This is a genomic window from Rhodopirellula europaea 6C (genome assembly GCF_000338295.1).
In the GTDB taxonomy this organism is placed as follows: domain Bacteria; phylum Planctomycetota; class Planctomycetia; order Pirellulales; family Pirellulaceae; genus Rhodopirellula; species Rhodopirellula europaea.
On sequence record NZ_ANMO01000192.1, the window covers coordinates 1 to 15,718 of the forward strand.

General features: G+C 56.3%; 10 protein-coding genes. 6 read left to right on the forward strand and 4 right to left on the reverse strand.

Annotated elements, in window-relative coordinates; genetic code table 11:
* Window positions 1-147 precede the first annotated feature (147 nt).
* Window positions 148-612 carry an IS200/IS605 family transposase gene (tnpA, locus tag RE6C_RS19510; RefSeq protein WP_008659331.1) on the forward strand — a complete coding sequence of 155 codons (465 nt, stop codon included), beginning with the start codon at window positions 148-150 and terminating at the stop codon, window positions 610-612.
* A 412-nt stretch (window positions 613-1,024) separates the two neighbouring features.
* On the opposite strand, the gene RE6C_RS19515 is transcribed toward tnpA, so the two are convergent.
* Window positions 1,025-2,146, reverse strand: a complete 1,122-nt coding sequence (locus RE6C_RS19515) for a polysaccharide biosynthesis/export family protein (protein ID WP_008659332.1) — start codon at window positions 2,144-2,146, stop codon at window positions 1,025-1,027.
* 164 nt (window positions 2,147-2,310) lie between these two features.
* Entirely contained in the window at window positions 2,311-5,334 is a 3,024-nt protein-coding gene (locus RE6C_RS19520; protein ID WP_008659334.1) for an AsmA family protein, read from the reverse strand.
* A gap of 524 nt (window positions 5,335-5,858) precedes the next feature.
* Here RE6C_RS19520 and RE6C_RS19525 point away from each other — a divergent pair.
* Window positions 5,859-7,445, forward strand: coding sequence for an outer membrane protein assembly factor BamB family protein (locus RE6C_RS19525; protein ID WP_039962662.1), 1,587 nt, complete (start codon window positions 5,859-5,861; stop codon window positions 7,443-7,445).
* 226 nt (window positions 7,446-7,671) lie between these two features.
* Complete coding sequence (locus tag RE6C_RS19530; protein ID WP_008659336.1) at window positions 7,672-8,562, forward strand: dienelactone hydrolase family protein; 891 nt, start codon at window positions 7,672-7,674, stop codon at window positions 8,560-8,562.
* An 84-nt stretch (window positions 8,563-8,646) separates the two neighbouring features.
* Here the strand turns inward: RE6C_RS19530 and RE6C_RS19535 are convergent, their stop codons facing one another.
* Both RE6C_RS19535 and RE6C_RS19540 read right to left on the reverse strand, forming a co-directional pair.
* On the reverse strand, window positions 8,647-10,410 hold the full coding sequence (locus RE6C_RS19535; RefSeq protein WP_236618355.1) for a LamG domain-containing protein: 1,764 nt from the start codon (window positions 10,408-10,410) through the stop codon (window positions 8,647-8,649).
* Window positions 10,407-10,952 carry a sigma-70 family RNA polymerase sigma factor gene (locus tag RE6C_RS19540; RefSeq protein ID WP_007332939.1) on the reverse strand — a complete coding sequence of 182 codons (546 nt, stop codon included), beginning with the start codon at window positions 10,950-10,952 and terminating at the stop codon, window positions 10,407-10,409. The genes RE6C_RS19535 and RE6C_RS19540 overlap by 4 nt, the downstream gene beginning before the upstream one ends.
* 642 nt (window positions 10,953-11,594) lie before the next feature.
* Here RE6C_RS19540 and RE6C_RS19545 point away from each other — a divergent pair.
* From RE6C_RS19545 to RE6C_RS19555, 3 genes are read left to right on the forward strand one after another with little or no spacing between them, the layout of a single operon-like run.
* Window positions 11,595-12,830 carry a DUF1559 domain-containing protein gene (locus RE6C_RS19545; RefSeq protein WP_039962664.1) on the forward strand — a complete coding sequence of 412 codons (1,236 nt, stop codon included), beginning with the start codon at window positions 11,595-11,597 and terminating at the stop codon, window positions 12,828-12,830.
* A 13-nt stretch (window positions 12,831-12,843) separates the two neighbouring features.
* Window positions 12,844-13,110, forward strand: coding sequence for a hypothetical protein (locus tag RE6C_RS19550; protein ID WP_008659341.1), 267 nt, complete (start codon window positions 12,844-12,846; stop codon window positions 13,108-13,110).
* 45 nt (window positions 13,111-13,155) lie between these two features.
* Complete coding sequence (locus tag RE6C_RS19555) at window positions 13,156-15,630, forward strand: family 78 glycoside hydrolase catalytic domain (RefSeq protein WP_008659342.1); 2,475 nt, start codon at window positions 13,156-13,158, stop codon at window positions 15,628-15,630.
* The last annotated feature ends 88 nt before the right edge of the window (window positions 15,631-15,718 follow it).

Consider the following 15,718-nt stretch of genomic DNA (forward strand, 5'->3'; position numbering starts at 1 on the left):
ATGCTGTCGTCCCGTTGGGACTGGGCGTGATGGCTACAACGTGTCGTCCCGTGGGACTGGGCGAGCGCGCACTAGCCACGACATGGCGATAGGATAGAGGCATCGGCCTCAGCCCGTGGATCCCCCTGTCAGACAAGAAGGTTGATCATGTCGACGTTCACGAATCTGTTGTTCCATCTGATCTACAGCACGAAGTATCGCAAGCCTGCGATTCGGTCCGAATGGCAGGATGAACTGCACGGGTACATGGGCGGGATTGTCCGGGACCAGAAAGGGACGTTGCTGAGGATTGGCGGCGTCGACGATCACATTCACATGCTCGCGAAATTGAGTCCCACCATCGCCATCTCGGATGTGTTGCGCACAATCAAATCCAATTCGTCGAAATGGATCAACGAGCGATCGGACGTCCACCGAAAATTTGAATGGCAATCCGGGTACGCCGCGTTTTCCGTCAGCGAATCACAAGCCCCTGCCGTCGCCGAATACATCGCGAACCAGGCGGAACACCATCGCAAGAAAACGTTCGAAGACGAGTTCCTCTCGATCTTGAAGCGGCACCGCATCAAATACGACCCACGGTATGTTTTCGAACGCGAAATCATCGCGTGATCTGTTCGCCGGCCCAGCCACGAAGTGGCGACAGGATGTAGCCATTGGCGTTGGCCAATGGATATTCGGCGAAACGAGATCGAGAAGTCCCGAAGGGACGGCAGGTCGTGCAATACTGTCGCCCCGTTGGGGCTTGGCGCGTTGGGTGGGGGGCCTTGGATCCACGAGCTGACGCTCGTGGCTACAGCATGTCGTCCCGTTGGGACTGAGGGCGTGTACGACATGGCGATGTGTTACCCGAGCGCGCACCAGCCACGAAGTGGCGACAGGTTGTAGCCATTGGCGTCAGCCGATGGAGAACGAGAAAAACGCGATCGCATGAGGTTCGTCTCTGGCAACCGTGGACCAATGCACATCGGCTGATCGCTCAACCTGCGAAACGAATTCGATCAACCGTCTGGATGGCGACGGGCTACTGCGAGAGTGGAGCGAATTCGAGTTCGCCGTCGACGTCCGCATCGCTGGTCGGGCCGCCGCGATTGCCTTGGGCGTCTTGCGGGTTGAGGTAGTCGCTCAGGCTGGCGTCTTGGTCCGCCGGAATGTTATCCGGCTCCACGAGACCTCCCACTTGTGACCGTTCGTTTGCCAATCGCATCCAGCCGACACTGCCGGGAGGAATCATGGCGTCGTGAACCATGGCCATGGGTTTGGCGGTGACGTACTCAGGGTTGCGGCAGGCACGGTTGCATCCGGAACAACGTTCGCAAGGACGGCTGCCTCGCCAAAACATCAGCTCATCCAAACAGCTTCGCGACGCGACGAAAACGCGGTCACCGGGCTGGATCTGATAGTTCGTCGCCGTGTTCCCCATTTGAACGATTTCGCGGTAGCAAACAGGCAACGTAACGCGGCATTCACAGGGATCGGTTGGCCGAGCCAAAAGGATTTGGCACGGATTGGCGCTGGACGTCAAACCGCCCGCTGACACGATTGCATCGAGCACGGTTTCAGAGCCGGACAGCGGATATGCACCCGGCGCGTTGACTTCACCCAGCACATAAAAGCGATCGACTGGTTCGAGAAGCCGAACGTTGACGGCGATGGCGTCGCAATCCTCGGGCATCGGTTCCGGTCGGTTCGATTCCGAACCTTGTTTGCTGGCTGCTTGCTCGCTGGCGAATTGTTTGCAGTCGGATTCTTGCTGGCGAATCTGGTGAGCGATTTGTTGTTCGATGAGTGATTCCGCCTGCTCGAGATCGCGGCCGGCGACGATGACGCGTCCGTAAGGCCCCAGATCCAATGTTCCGTCCGCCAAGACGACTTGGTCGGCTGGCAATCGCAGGTCGCGTTCCAGATTGATGGGCTCGATCAACAGAGCATCACCCGGCTGCAAGGCTCGCGGTGGCAAGACTTGCTTGGCATTCTCTCGAGCGATCCCGCCAGGGATTCGAGAGGCATCGAGGACATCCTTTGCTTCGCTGGTGAGCGTCGCGCCGGACGGATACAGCGACAGACCCAGCGTGCTGCAGCCGGTGCTGGCCATTGCGAGCACGCAACCAAGCGTGAACAGAATCTGATGACCAGAACAACTCATCCTATTACCTCTTGCCGTGGAATCCTTTCCCTACGAACAATCGGCTCAAAGAACAGAACTGGCGTGACTGATTCACGAAGACCGTGGTGATCATCACAACCCGCAAACCTCGCCGCGATTCAACGCTCACGCGGATCAGTCAGCGTTTTCGCACGCAAGCAGAATTAAAATCCGCCGTCCATGCCATCGACGGCGCCGGCGGTGATTCCCGTCAGAATCAATCTTTGGCCTTCGCGAAGAAGGAATCGAGCCGTTTCTTCGCGGAATGTTTCGACGGGACGCAGCCGCACGATCGGACTTTGAGTGGATCCCATCACGGCCACGACCAGCGTCCGGTCGCGAAGCAGTTCCGAGACGCTGAGGATCGCAGACGCGGGAAGAAGCGAGCGAAGAGCGTACTGTTGTGCCAATTGGGTAAAGTTTGCCGCGATGTCGCGGTAGTCACCCGTCGCAATCAATGCGTTCAAATCCAAACGCCCGCTGCGCAAATAAACCTTACCATCCGCTTGCAGGAGTGCGTTGTCCGACCCCAGCCAGAACTCATCCAGCACGACGACACCTTGGCCAATGATGCCTTTGGCTTCGCCCACATCAAACGACTGATTGGCCAGCGAAATGGGTCCGAGAAATCGTGATGCGGCAAGCAACCCAGGCACGGCCGCACCGCGAGTGTCACCCAGCTGGAAATCAAAGCGTCCGGACAAATCATCGATGGATTGAACTGACTTTCCACGCAGCGAAATCTCGCCTGAAATTTCACCGCTGGCCAGCGAACTTGATCGACCGAGTTGATCCGTCAATCGAACGAAATCCATCCGCCGCGTCTTCCAGTGACTCGTCATATCGACGCCGCCGGAGCGTCCTGAAGAAAGCAGCAGGCCGCCTTCCAATTGACCTCCTCCAACGCGAGAACGCACTGACGGAAAGTTGACGCTCCATTTGGACGATTGAAAATTCGCGGTCGCGACCAACGCACTGTGAGCGTTGCCCGCGGGAAGGCCGTAGATGTCCAGGTCTCGTCCGTCGACGTTGCCTCGAACACGAATGGATTCAGTGTGACCTGTGACGGTTGCCTTTCCAGAGGCTCGTCCTAAAAACTGATCCGCGGTGTCACCGAGGAACCAAAGTCCGCGGTTCAAATCCACGCGGGATGCCACCAATCGCGTGTCGAATCGCGGGTGAATCCGTCGGTCGCTATCGACCAAATAAACCAGTCCATGCAGGCTGAGCGAACCGTCCGCGTAGTCGCCTCTGAGCGACTGAATCCGGAGCACGTCGTTTTCGATTCGGCCGGCCAATCGAAGTTTTCTCGAAAGCGGCTGAGCACGATACTTGAGCTGCGACAGCTCGAGATCGATCGTTGTGTCTGGGATCACTCGGCCGAGGCCGCTTGTCGAAGCAAGACCGCTTGGTGATGCGAAGTTGACCAAGACATTGCCGGTTGCCTTTCCGGTCAGCCCGATCTTTCGACGTGCCAACAAATCAACCAACGCGTCCAACGACACGCCATCGAACTTCAGTTGGGACGCTTGAAGCCGTGCGGGCAAATCATTCCATTGATCCGAAGCAATCAGTTGTGCGGTGGAGTTACCTTGAACGGTTCCGCCGAAGAGGTCGCCATTCAGATCGAACTGGAATTCACCTTGGTTGGTCGAAACGTTCGCGTTCAAATCACCGATCGAAGCATCGCCCAACATGATGGACGAGGCGATCAACTTTGCTGCCCCACGATGTGCGACCGGATCGGACAGCCGGTTCAATGGGACCTTCCATTCAAGCTCACCTGACAGCGTCGATGCGATTTTCAGTTCAATGCTGTCCGAGACAGGAAGTCGTAGCTCAGGTCGAATGTCACGAAAATTGAGATCCACGACGAGGTCTTCTTGATCACGGCGAGGCACGGTCGCTTGGCCGGAGATTTGTCCGCCGAACAGAGTGGCGGTCAACGATGTCAAATCAAAAGCGGTCTCCGTGAGTTGATATTCGGACTCGACACGATGCACCTTGAAGCGTGAGGGGAGCTCAGAACTTTGCCGCCGCGGCGTGAGAGCGAAGTTGGTTGGCGTGAAGCGAACATCGTGCTCGAACGAGCCGAGGTTGACGCCCGCGATTTGGATCGATGGAGACGCCAGTGACCCAGCGATGCTCCATTGCGATTGTTCCGCTCGATCGTTCAGTTCACCTGACCCTTGGATTCGAAAATCAAGTTTGCCCTGAACGAGCCCTTCTTGTTCGGATGATTCAGAGGCGGCGATCCATTTGGACATTTGCCCGATCGGAAGGTCGTCCGCGGCCACTTCGAAAGAGAACGATCCGTTGCCGGTCAGCGGAAGGTCCGCTCGGCCAATCATTCGAACGGCGGAAGGATTCGACGTCGGCGTTGTTTGCAGATCGATCTTGTCGGCTCGCAGACGACCGTCCCGTATGACCACTTTGCCGACCTTCAAATCCGCCGGCGGCAATCCACCAAGCTCCAGGGCGTCGGCTTGAAAGGTTCCCTCCAAGTCGTAGCTGGCGATGTCATCGATACGGTGGATGGGAGCTCGAAACTGGACGTCTCCGGATAGCTCACCATCCTTCGGGAGCATTGGCTCGTAGGATGGGAACAACGAGGCGACCAGTTTGGTGATGGGGGCCAGCGAGATGTTGTCCACTATTAAATTGGCGGACGCGTCGCCTTGAGGAACCAGTTCAAGTGAACCGCTTCCTGTGAAGTTGCCTTTCGTTGGATCGTTGGAAGCCTCGCCGGATTCGACGGCTGAGCCGGTCAACGAACTCAGCGTGGCAACACCATCGCGATAGCGGACCGTGGTTCGCAGATCGAGAAATTCGAAACGGTCGACAACCAAGCGTGAGCTGGTCAGTGTTCCATCGAATCGGTAGGCGGCTCCGTCGGTGAGAGACGTCCAAGGAACGCCAACTTCAAACTGCACCGTCACGTTGCCTTCCAACGGGATGCCGAGATCGATCCCAATGGATCTCAGTCGCTCGGCCAGTTTGGCAACATCGATCTCACGAAACGCCCATTGGCTCTCCCAGTAGCGATCGGCGGGGGCCGCGTTTTCTTGGACTGCTGGTGGCTGGACTGCAGCGGGCTGGACTGCGGCGGGTTGCTGGGCCGAAAGTTGTGCGGCAAAGGCAAGCGACGAAAACACCGTGACGACGCCAATGACGATGCACGTGCGCAATCGCCCGGCCGAACTTAGGCGGCACATGGCGGGCGGCGGATCGAGGCGATTCCCGGACACTTTGGCTCCATCTTTCGTAGTTCATGCCATTTTGAACCGCAGCCTACAAAAAGTTCGCCGCCCGATGCCAACGGAATCTGGCGGATTCGAGCGGATCAGAGACGCCAGCATCTGCCGCGATTGGATGCCGTCCAGTCCGCCTGCCACGGGGCAAATCACGGGCCCAACGGTGCTTTCCGGACAGGTGTTTCTCATGCATTGCTGGCCGAGATGTGTAGAAACCTGACCAATGTTGCGGGGTTCCACTCAATGTCCGAGCGGCACCGTTGGGCCCAAGTCGGGATCGCCGGTGGCTGATGGACGCCGTTTGGATGCGGCCCGGAGCAGTTTTGTATCGATCCAAACGTCGCTTCACCAACCGGCCGCCGACTTCCCTAAACTTTCTGTCGTGGCCCGATGGGTTCGCGACGCAACGAAGCACCCGTGGTTTCTTTTCCAGCAGTCTTTTCCCAGGATTCCTACTGATGACCGGTTTTCAACGTTACTTGGTCGTTCTTTTGTCGCTCGCGTTGTGCGACTCCATTGTCGATGCCGAAGACTGGAGCCGCTTTCGAGGACCGAACGGATCGGGAGTCGTCAAAAGCGACGAATCCGTTCCGGTTCAATGGAGCCCAACACAGAACGTGAAGTGGAAGGTGGCTCTTCCGGGGGCAGGTGTTTCCAGTCCGATCGTGGTTGGCGACCGAATCTTTGTGACGTGCTACTCCGGCTACGGGCTCGATCGTGCCAATCCTGGAGACATCAATGATCTGAAACGACATCTCGTTTGCGTTGACGCCAAATCAGGCGAAATGATCTGGGAGAAATCGATCGACGCGGTTCAGCCGGAAGATCCCTACACAGGTGCCGGCGTTCCCTCCCACGGCTACGCATCGCACTCGCCCGTGTCCGATGGCGAAAACGTGTACGTGTTCTTTGGAAAGACCGGCGCGTTCGCATTTGATTTCGATGGCAACCAATTGTGGCACACTCCGCTGGGCACCGAATCGGATCCGCACCGTTGGGGTTCCGCGTCGAGTCCGATCTTGTTGGACGACAAAGTGATCGTGACGGCTTCTTCGGAAAGTCAAGCTTTGGTGGCATTGGACAAAGCGACCGGCAAAGAAATCTGGCGTCAGGAAGCGAAGGGGCTCGACAACGTGTGGGGCACGCCGGCACTTGCGAAAACGGAGAACGGAGTGGACTTGGTTGTCGGAGTTGCCGGCGAGGTTTGGGGGATCAACCCTGACAACGGCAAACTTCGCTGGTACGCCTTGGCGGGCGAATCGGATCAAGCCAGCACGAGCGCCGTCGTTGACAAAGACGTTGTGATCGTCCTTGGAGGTCGCGGTAGCGGGTCGATCGCGGTCCGCGCAGGAGGAACCGGCGACGTGACGGATTCCCATGTGGCTTGGAACGGTTCAGAATCAGGACGGTTCGCGACGCCGGTGGCTTACAACGGAACGGTCTACATGATTGCCAACGACGTGTTGACTCGCACCGATGAAGAATCCGGCGAGATGATCGACCGCATTCGGTTGTCGGGTGGAAGCGGCAGTTCGGGCGGCGGACGAGGAGGCTCGGACTACGCGTCACCCATCGTCGTTAATGGCAAGCTCTACTACATCAAAGGCAATGGCGACATGTTTGTCTTTGACGTGCAAGACGAACTGAAACAACTCGCCGTCAATCGCACGACGACCGAGACCGAATCGTTCAGCGGATCGCCAGCGTACAGCGATGGCAAGTTGTTCGTTCGATCGAATAAACATCTTTACTGCGTCGCTGCCGGGCCCTTTGATGAGTCATCCGAATCGGTCCCCGCAGCTGACACACCGGACTCAAATGAAATGGCGCAACGCGTTGATCGAGGCCGGGGCGGACCAGGTGGTGGATTCGGACGCGGCGGTTTCGGAGGTGGTGGATTTGGCAACCGTGGCGGTGGCGGTGATCGCGGACGCGGTGGAGACCGTGGCCGAGGCGGCGGACGCGGAGGCTTTGGCGGTCAACAGGAAGACAACCGTCCCGATCGGCCACAGCGTCCACCGATGGATGCCACGAGCAGCAACTGATGCGTTGAACGTTTCTGTCGGTCGTGCGGCCTCGTCGCCACGCGACCGATTTCTAGAAGTCAGCTCTGGACGTTGCTACCATGGGTGATCCGATTTGCCGCTGGGAACGGTTGTTGTGGAAGGAACCGTGGCTAACGCCAAAACGCCTAATGCGATCCGCATTGCCACAAGCCAAATTGGATCCGAAATCCGTTTTGAACTTGCCCCGTAACGAGGAATCGATTCGATGAAACGCAAGACTGCAAACCAATTCGATCAACGTGTTCTTGATCTGTACGACGACTTTGCTCATGGCCGATTGGATCGACGTGGCTACTTGAAGGGACTCGCCGCGTTTGCGGTGGGAGGAGTCACGGTTGAAGCACTTGAAGAGAGTCTCTCACCAAACTACGCGTGGGCTGAGCAAGTCCCCGCGACGGATCCGCGAATCAAGACGGAAACGGTCACATACGATTCGCCTGAAGGCGGCGGTCAAATCAGCGGCCTGCTGGCTCGACCCGCGACGGGTGAAAAGTTTCCAAGCGTGGTGGTGATTCACGAGAACCGCGGATTGAATCCATACATCGCGGATGTCGCGAGACGATTGGCGGTCGAAGGTTTTCTCGCGTTGGCACCCGATGCCTTGTCACCGTTGGGCGGTTACCCCGGCAATGACGATGATGGTCGCGCGATGCAGAGGCGTCGAGATGGAGACGAAATGACGGAAGACTTCGTTGCCGCGGTCAAATGGATTGACACGCATGAGCTTTCGACGGGGAAGGTCGGTGCGGTCGGCTTTTGCTTTGGTGGAGGCATGGTCAACCAACTGGCGGTTCGATTGCCCGACGTTCTCGATGCTGGCGTGCCGTTCTACGGTCGTCAGCCGGATGCGGAGGATGTGGCCAAGATCAAGACTCCACTGTCGATTCAAAATGCGGAGCTTGACCGCCGAATCATGGCCGGCGCGGAAGCGTTCAACGAAGCGTTGAAAGCGAACGAAGTGCCATATGAGTCACACGTTTATCCGGGAGCCAATCATGGTTTCCACAACGACACCACTCCACGCTACGACGAGGCCGCGGCTGAATTGGCGTGGAAGAGAACGCTCGCCTGGTTCAATCGATATTTGAAGGCTTAGTGTTGAACCTGAAAATGGACGCCGCGAGATCATCGACGTTCGATGCGCCGATGAATTTTATCTCATGACCAAGCGATCAGGTGTTCAATCAAAATCGACGAGTCGGCCGGACGCTCGGATGTGCTTTCGGATCTCTTGCTTCGTCAGGGCTCGGTCGTAGAACGCGACTTCGTCGATCTGGCCGACATAGGGGCGATAGTTCTTGGTCGGGTAAATTTGCCCGATCAAGATTTTCATGTTGGCCGGAAGCGGAGCCTCATCTTCTTGCTGCGCCGCGAGATTCCCGTCAATCCAAAGCGACAACTCGTTGCCTGATTTGCGAGCCACAACGTGCTGCCACACGCGAACTTGGTATGGATCCTCTGAGACCAGATTCGTCCCGTCCAACACCACTCCCGAAGGCGGTGTTCGGTGATTGAAACGAATGCGGTTTGGCCCCAGTACCTTCAACGCATAGAACCATTCTCTCGCGAACGTTTCGAGCAACAGTGCTTGGTCATGACGCCCCTCTCGACGCTCCAGTGGATCGACCAAGCAGATCATTTCGCCGTGGTGATACAGTTGCGGTTTGGCCCAGGCTTCAATCGTGTAGTTGTCCAGCGGTTTGGAGGGCCACAATGTTTCCGTCGTGAAGGCAGAGGCCGCATCGGTGAGTCCCAACTCCGCAACACGATTGCCGCGGTATTGTCGCCAACCAGGGTTGCCGACTACCAACGCGTGCAAATCGGGCAGTTTTCCTTCGTTCTTGACGTGCTGCGGGTAAGATCCTTCGAGGCCTTCGAAACGCCAGTAGATATCCGGTGACGATTCGAGAACGGCGCTGACGTACTTCTCGTCCAGGCTGAGCGGATCAAAGGCGTTGGATCGAGCCGAAGCGAAGCTAGCCATGGATGCTTCGAACAGCACCACACCCGAGTCCATTTCTGTTCCCGTCGAAAGGCGGACCGCGTCGCCTTCTTCCAATCGAACATCGGAGGATCCGTAGGTGCTCAGCGGCCGAACGAAGGCTCGTCCCGAGAACAAATGGACTTCATGCGAGTCCCCCAGAGAAACCAAGCCAACGTAACTTTGCCCATCAACGGACACCAATCCAATTGGCGTGATGATCGACACCTGCTCACTGCCAAAGCCCAATGATTTTGCCGTCAAGGTTCCGTGATTGAGACCGAGTTGACCATCATCACGAATGAAGATGCTGGCGGGGCCTTCGATTCGCACCAAGGCTTCGTTGGGAGTCCCGTCGCCGGTTTTGAGTTCCGCGACCCCCTCCACCAAGTTCAGGACTTCGCCCTGATGAATGGGTTTCCCCAACGTCGGAACGGAGTTTCCACCATGTCCCCAAACGCAGGCGGTCATTGATACGATCTGAGGCGGTTTCACCTTCGCCGTTTGCATTGCAATGGGTGCGACTTCGCGAGCCGGTCTCGCGAGCGACCAAGCGAACGAACCAATCACCAAGTGACTCGCCGCCAACCCCACCAACCAATACGCTCGCGTCCAATTCTTGGAATGCGTTTCTGCTTGGGGCCGATTGGGCCGCGATGCGGCAACGGGTCTGGATCGTTCGGTGGCTGGCTCGGGGAACGCAGCGGTGTTGAAAGCTGGCGGCGCGGTGTGGTGAGAATCTTGGCGTGCGCCCGACTGTTCTTCTTCAAGCGACAAGAAATTGGATGAGCCGATGTCGGTGAACGCGCAGAGCTGATCGACCAGGCGAGCGGCTTCCTCGGCACCGCCAGGCAAATGAATCAAACGATTCAGCTCGATCGTTTCCGCTTCACTCAAGTCTTCGCTTTGGGACTTCAGAATCAGCGTGCGAAGCTCATCGAGTTGTTGGTCTCGCGAATTCATGTCCATGCCTCCTCAACGGATCGGTCCACGCAGCGTGATAGCATGCCGTGAATCTTGCTCAGCTCTCGATAGATCGCGTGGGTGGATCGGCCTGCTTTCTCAGAGATCTCCGCGACGCTCAAACCTTCGAAATATCGCTGGCGAATCAAATCTCGATCGGGGTTGGACAGTTTCCGAATGCACTCGGACAGCGCGGTTCGGCGATCGGTCAGCTCCGCCGAGATCGGCATGGCGGCTTCGGCCAACGATTCGATGGCCTCGTCGCTGAGAAGCTTGATGCGGCGTTTCGATTCTCGGTACTTCAGTGTTTCGAAGTATGCCATGCGGGATGCCCAGGCGGAGAAGTTGCCGGATGGTTCGTATTGCGAGAACTTTTGCCACAAGACCATGCAGGTCAGTTGAAAGATCTCCTCCGCGTCATCCTGGCGGTTCATGGTCAAGATGCGAATGAACGACATGATTTTGCTGGAATGCATTGAGAGCAATCGAACGAACTCTTCTTGCGAGACTTCGTTGTTCGGTGGAGGAGATTGCGAATCCAAGGAATCATTCCCGTTTGCGATCGAGTGGAAGGTATCACCAACTTTCCGGTGGCACTGTTCTTCTTCCCCCGACCCGAAGCATGTTTTGCGAAATTTTTGTGCGCTATTTTGAGTTGAAACCGGTTTCGTCGCAAATTGCTGGCAATCTTTTGATTTTTGAAGCAAAATCTTATACTCAGAGCGGCTTGTCTATAGATCGTCTACAGGCCGCTCCGCTCGGTGGGTTCTTGGTAGCCAACCATCAATTTGTTGCCACTGCATCATGCATCGAGCTCGCTAGCGGTTTGCAGAACGAAAGCTTCGACGAAATGCGGACCAGACGGTGGTGAGGCACGGCTCGGCAATCAAAGCAGCATATTGAACGGTTAAGTCGCACGATCGAAAGGCGGCGTGCCCGTGCAGGTAGACGAGATTCGACAAGGCATCTCAGCGACAGAAGCTGACTCCCAATCACTCAGTGCCAATGGATCGATAAAAACACATTTTTCGGATGATTTGCCGCAAAGCCGGGCCGCAAGGACGGGAATAGTCGCATACGAGCGGATTTGTGGTGGCCGAAACTGTGACGCCTTCGTTTACCGCGTTTAGCATCCACACGCTCGTTTCACTCTTCTTCTCTTATTCGATTTGGGATTGTCCAAGATGAAACGAAAGCATTCTGGCTTCACACTTGTTGAGCTGCTGGTGGTCATTGCGATCATCGGTGTGCTGGTAGGACTTTTATTGCCGGCTGTTCAAGCCGCACGGGAAGCAGCTCGCCGTATGAGCTGCAGCAACAACTTCAAGCAAATTGGGTTGGGCATCCACAACTATCACTCGGCATACAACGGTATGCCAATTCATGGCACCGGCACGGACCGAGTCGGTGGCCAGCAGATCTATGCAGGCGACAACAGAACCGACAGCATCAACCGCCGCGGATCGTTTCTGATCAGCGTCCTTCCATTCATTGAACAGCAAGCATTGTGGGAGCAAATCAGCAACCCACTCGGTTTCAACGCGGACGGCTCCACGAGAGCGACTCCATGGCAAGCGATGGGGCCCGGCGTGGCACGCATCGATTACGGTCCTTGGGGAACGACGATTCCAACGTTCCGTTGCCCAAGTGATCCAGGCAGCGGTTTGCCATCGCTCGGCCGAACCAACTACGGTGCCTGCACCGGTGACTCGTCCGTGATGTCACGCGAAGGGCCCATCAATGTCACACTCGAATCGCGTGGCGCAACGGTTCCTTACACCGAGAACAATTCGACTTTGTCGCAACGTTCACGCAAAGTCCACCGCGGCATGTTTGTCATGACTCGTCGAATGAAATTCCGCGACACCCTGGATGGTCTCAGCAACACGATCATGTGTGGCGAATTGGCAACCGACCTTGGTGATCGAGATGTGAGAACATCGTTCCCAACCGCGAACGCCTACAACGATCGCAGCGGACACGGCCGAGCCGAATGTCGCCGCAACCCTCGATACATGGATCAATTCCATGATCCCGCGCGACCTCAATTTTGGATCGCTGCTGCAGGATCTTCCGTGAACGTTGCAAACTCTCGCGGTTACCGCTGGCACGACGCTGTGCACATGCATTCGCAAGTCCACACAATTTTGCCGCCTAACTCCGGCGTGTGCACGGGCGGATACACCAGTAACGATTCGAACGTCACCGTCTCGAGCCGTCACCAAGGTGGCGCACACGTTCTGATGGGCGATGGTGCGGTGAAGTTTGTCACTGATAGCATCGAAGCGGGTAACAGCAACCAAGCCATGATCTCTTATCACGGTTCGCCCGCAACGGTTGCTGGTGCTCAAAGCCCCTACGGATTGTGGGGAGCCTTGGGCACTCGTGCAAACAAAGAAGTCATCGACTCAGAGTTCTGAGTCAAAGTTGTCCATGTTTCGAAAGCCTCGCTACCGTTGGTGGCGAGGCTTTTTCCTTTCCTACTTTTGTCTTCAAAACCAGGTCTGTTTATCGATGTTCAAGACACTTCGTTTGGCAATGTTGCTGCTTCCATTGGGACTCATCACAGCATGCGGATCCTCCGAACCCACCAATGATCTGGCCGATTTGGACCAGTCCAAGATTGACGAATACAATGCGATGATCGCGGCGGAAGCGAAAGAAGCGACTGAAGCCGGTGACATCGGCAAAGGCGAATAGCCGATTGACTCCCCGCCTCATCCCCACCCTCCTGAGTTCTACACCGTGAAGTACAGTCGAATTGTCGTTGGATTCATTCTGTTGTTCCTTGCCGATACGCTTGCTCAAGCAGACGACACGTTGGCGACCATCACCAAACCGCAGTTTGACGCCAGTGTCGAGGAGGCGCGCGACAGCTTCCTCAGTCGTGGCTACACACCTCTGTTCAACGGGCAGGATCTGTCCGGTTGGCGGAATCCGTATCCCCACGGAGAAGCCTCCGTGGTGGATGGCGAAATTCACCTGACGGCGGACAAGAAGTTCTTCTTGGTGACAGAGAAAAAGTACTCCAATTTTCGGCTGAGCGTTGACATTCATTTACCCGAAGGACCATCCAATTCGGGCGTGATGTTTCGCTGTCACGTGGACGAAGATGCGGAAAAGAAGGTGTACGGGTATCAGGCCGAATGCGATGGCTCGGAGAGACGTTGGTCTGGCGGACTGTTTGACGAAGCGAGACGCCGCTGGATTTGGCCAAGCACAAAAGGCCGTTCGACGAAGCAATTCCTTGCTCACGAAGAGGAGTCGAAAGACTTCTTTGCCGAACCGCGTGTCCGTGACGCACTCAATCGCAACGGTTGGAATCGGTACACCATCACTTGCATCGATGATGTCATCACGATCGAACTCAACGGGGTCCAGACCGTTCGCTTTCGAGACGCGATGGATTCCAGCGGTTTCATTGGCATTCAGCACCACGGCGAGAAGGGTCAAACCTATCGCTTCCGCAATCTGTTCATCAAAGAGTTGCCATTGATCCCGGCGAGCGAACATGTGTCGCTGACCGAGCACGAACCCGTGTCGGTCAAACGGATCAACGACAAAGTCACGTTGATTGATTTCGGCAAGGTCGCGTTTGGGAACATCGTCATGCCTGTTCTCTCCGACGGACGTGGGACGGTCAACTTGCACTTTGGCGAGAAACTCAAAGAAGGACGCATCGACCGAACTCCACCCGGAACAGTTCGGTATGGCATGACGTCTGTTCGTCGAGGGCAGCAACGAGGCAATTGGATCGTGCCGACGCCCGTTGACGAACGCAACATTCAACAATCGGGACGGATGAATGCGAATCCGCCCGCCGTCCTGACGCCATCCGCATGGCAGTCCGTGATGCCGTTTCGCTGGATCGAGATCGAAGGGCTCGAAGCAGATTTCGCGTTTGATCAAATTCGTCGACGTGCCGCATATTCAAAGACATGGAACGATGACGCGAGCTCGTTTGAATGTTCCGATGAAACACTCAATCGCATTTGGGATCTGTGCAAGTACAGCATCAAAGCCACCACCTTCGCGGGCGTTTACGTTGATGGTGACCGAGAACGGATCCCCTACGAAGCCGATGCCTATCTGAATCAGCTCAGCCACTATGCCACGGACGATCACGTCACCATGGCCGCTCGAACCTTTGACTGGTTGATGGAAAACGGCACGTGGCCGACCGAGTGGGCTCCGCACATGGTTTTCATGGCTCATGCGGAATGGATGAACTCCGGAGACACAAAGTGGTTGCAACAACGCTACGAATCACTGAAGTCAAAAACGCTTTTGCATCGCAGCGCCGATGATGGACTGGTTCGCAGTGCTGAACTGGATCGCAGTCGCCACGACATCGTCGATTGGCCGCAGAAAGAACGTGACGGGTTTGTGTTCACTGAGATCAACACGGTCGTCAACGCATTTCACATCGAGGCCCTGAAGCAAATGGCCGAGATGGCAATGGCGGTGGGAAAGACCGCGGACGAGGATGCTTTCGCGGCCCGCGCCGATTTGGCCCAAACGGCCTTCCAAGCGACGCTGTTCGATGAAGAGGCTGGGATTTACCGCGACGGAGTTGGCACGGAACACAGCAGCATTCATGCGAATTTCTTTCCGTTGGCGTTCGGCTTGGTGCCCGACGACAAACAGGCCGGCGTTGTCGAATGGTTGAAAACCAAAGGCATGGACTGCAGCGTGTATGCGGCTCAGTACTTCATGGACGCGTTGTTTCAAAACGGCGGCGAGCACAAAGCATTGGCATTGATGTTGGCCGATGGCGATCGCAGTTGGAAACACATGGTCAGCAGCGGAACCACCATCACTTGGGAAGCCTGGGAAATGAAGTACAAACCCAATCAGGATTGGAATCACGCTTGGGGTGCCGCACCAGCAAACCTCTTGCCGCGTCATGTGCTTGGCATCCAACCTGTCCGCCCAGGTTGGGAGCAAGTCCTCGTGCGTCCGTGCTTGGGCGACCTGAAATTCGCTCGCGGAAAAGTGCCAACCGAGCATGGCCCCATCCATGTGGACTGGAATCGCGAATCGGGTTTTAAGCTTTCCGTCGAGTTGCCCGAGGGAATCACCGCAAACTTGGATTTACCTGAACTGGACGACATGCAATCGGTTTCAGTCAACGGATCGCCTGTTTCCGTGACTAAGAAACAGAATCGATGGGGTCTCGATGGCGAATTCAGTGGCTCGATTTTAGTCGAGGCCAATTGAACGAGTCCTCAGAGCATCTATGATCATCTTGGGACGGCAGTCTATACGTTTAACTGCCGTCCCAAGTCCCACCACAACAACCCACCTC

Excerpts from the sequence above, each read along its gene's own strand:
- tnpA (WP_008659331.1), top strand. The coding sequence starts at position 148 with ATGTCGACGTTCACGAATCTGTTGTTCCATCTGATCTACAGCACGAAG.
- RE6C_RS19515 (WP_008659332.1), bottom strand. The coding sequence starts at position 2,146 with ATGAGTTGTTCTGGTCATCAGATTCTGTTCACGCTTGGTTGCGTGCTC.
- RE6C_RS19525 (WP_039962662.1), top strand. The coding sequence starts at position 5,859 with ATGACCGGTTTTCAACGTTACTTGGTCGTTCTTTTGTCGCTCGCGTTG.
- RE6C_RS19530 (WP_008659336.1), top strand. The coding sequence starts at position 7,672 with ATGAAACGCAAGACTGCAAACCAATTCGATCAACGTGTTCTTGATCTG.
- RE6C_RS19535 (WP_236618355.1), bottom strand. The coding sequence starts at position 10,410 with ATGAATTCGCGAGACCAACAACTCGATGAGCTTCGCACGCTGATTCTG.
- RE6C_RS19545 (WP_039962664.1), top strand. The coding sequence starts at position 11,595 with ATGAAACGAAAGCATTCTGGCTTCACACTTGTTGAGCTGCTGGTGGTC.
- RE6C_RS19550 (WP_008659341.1), top strand. The coding sequence starts at position 12,844 with ATGTTTCGAAAGCCTCGCTACCGTTGGTGGCGAGGCTTTTTCCTTTCC.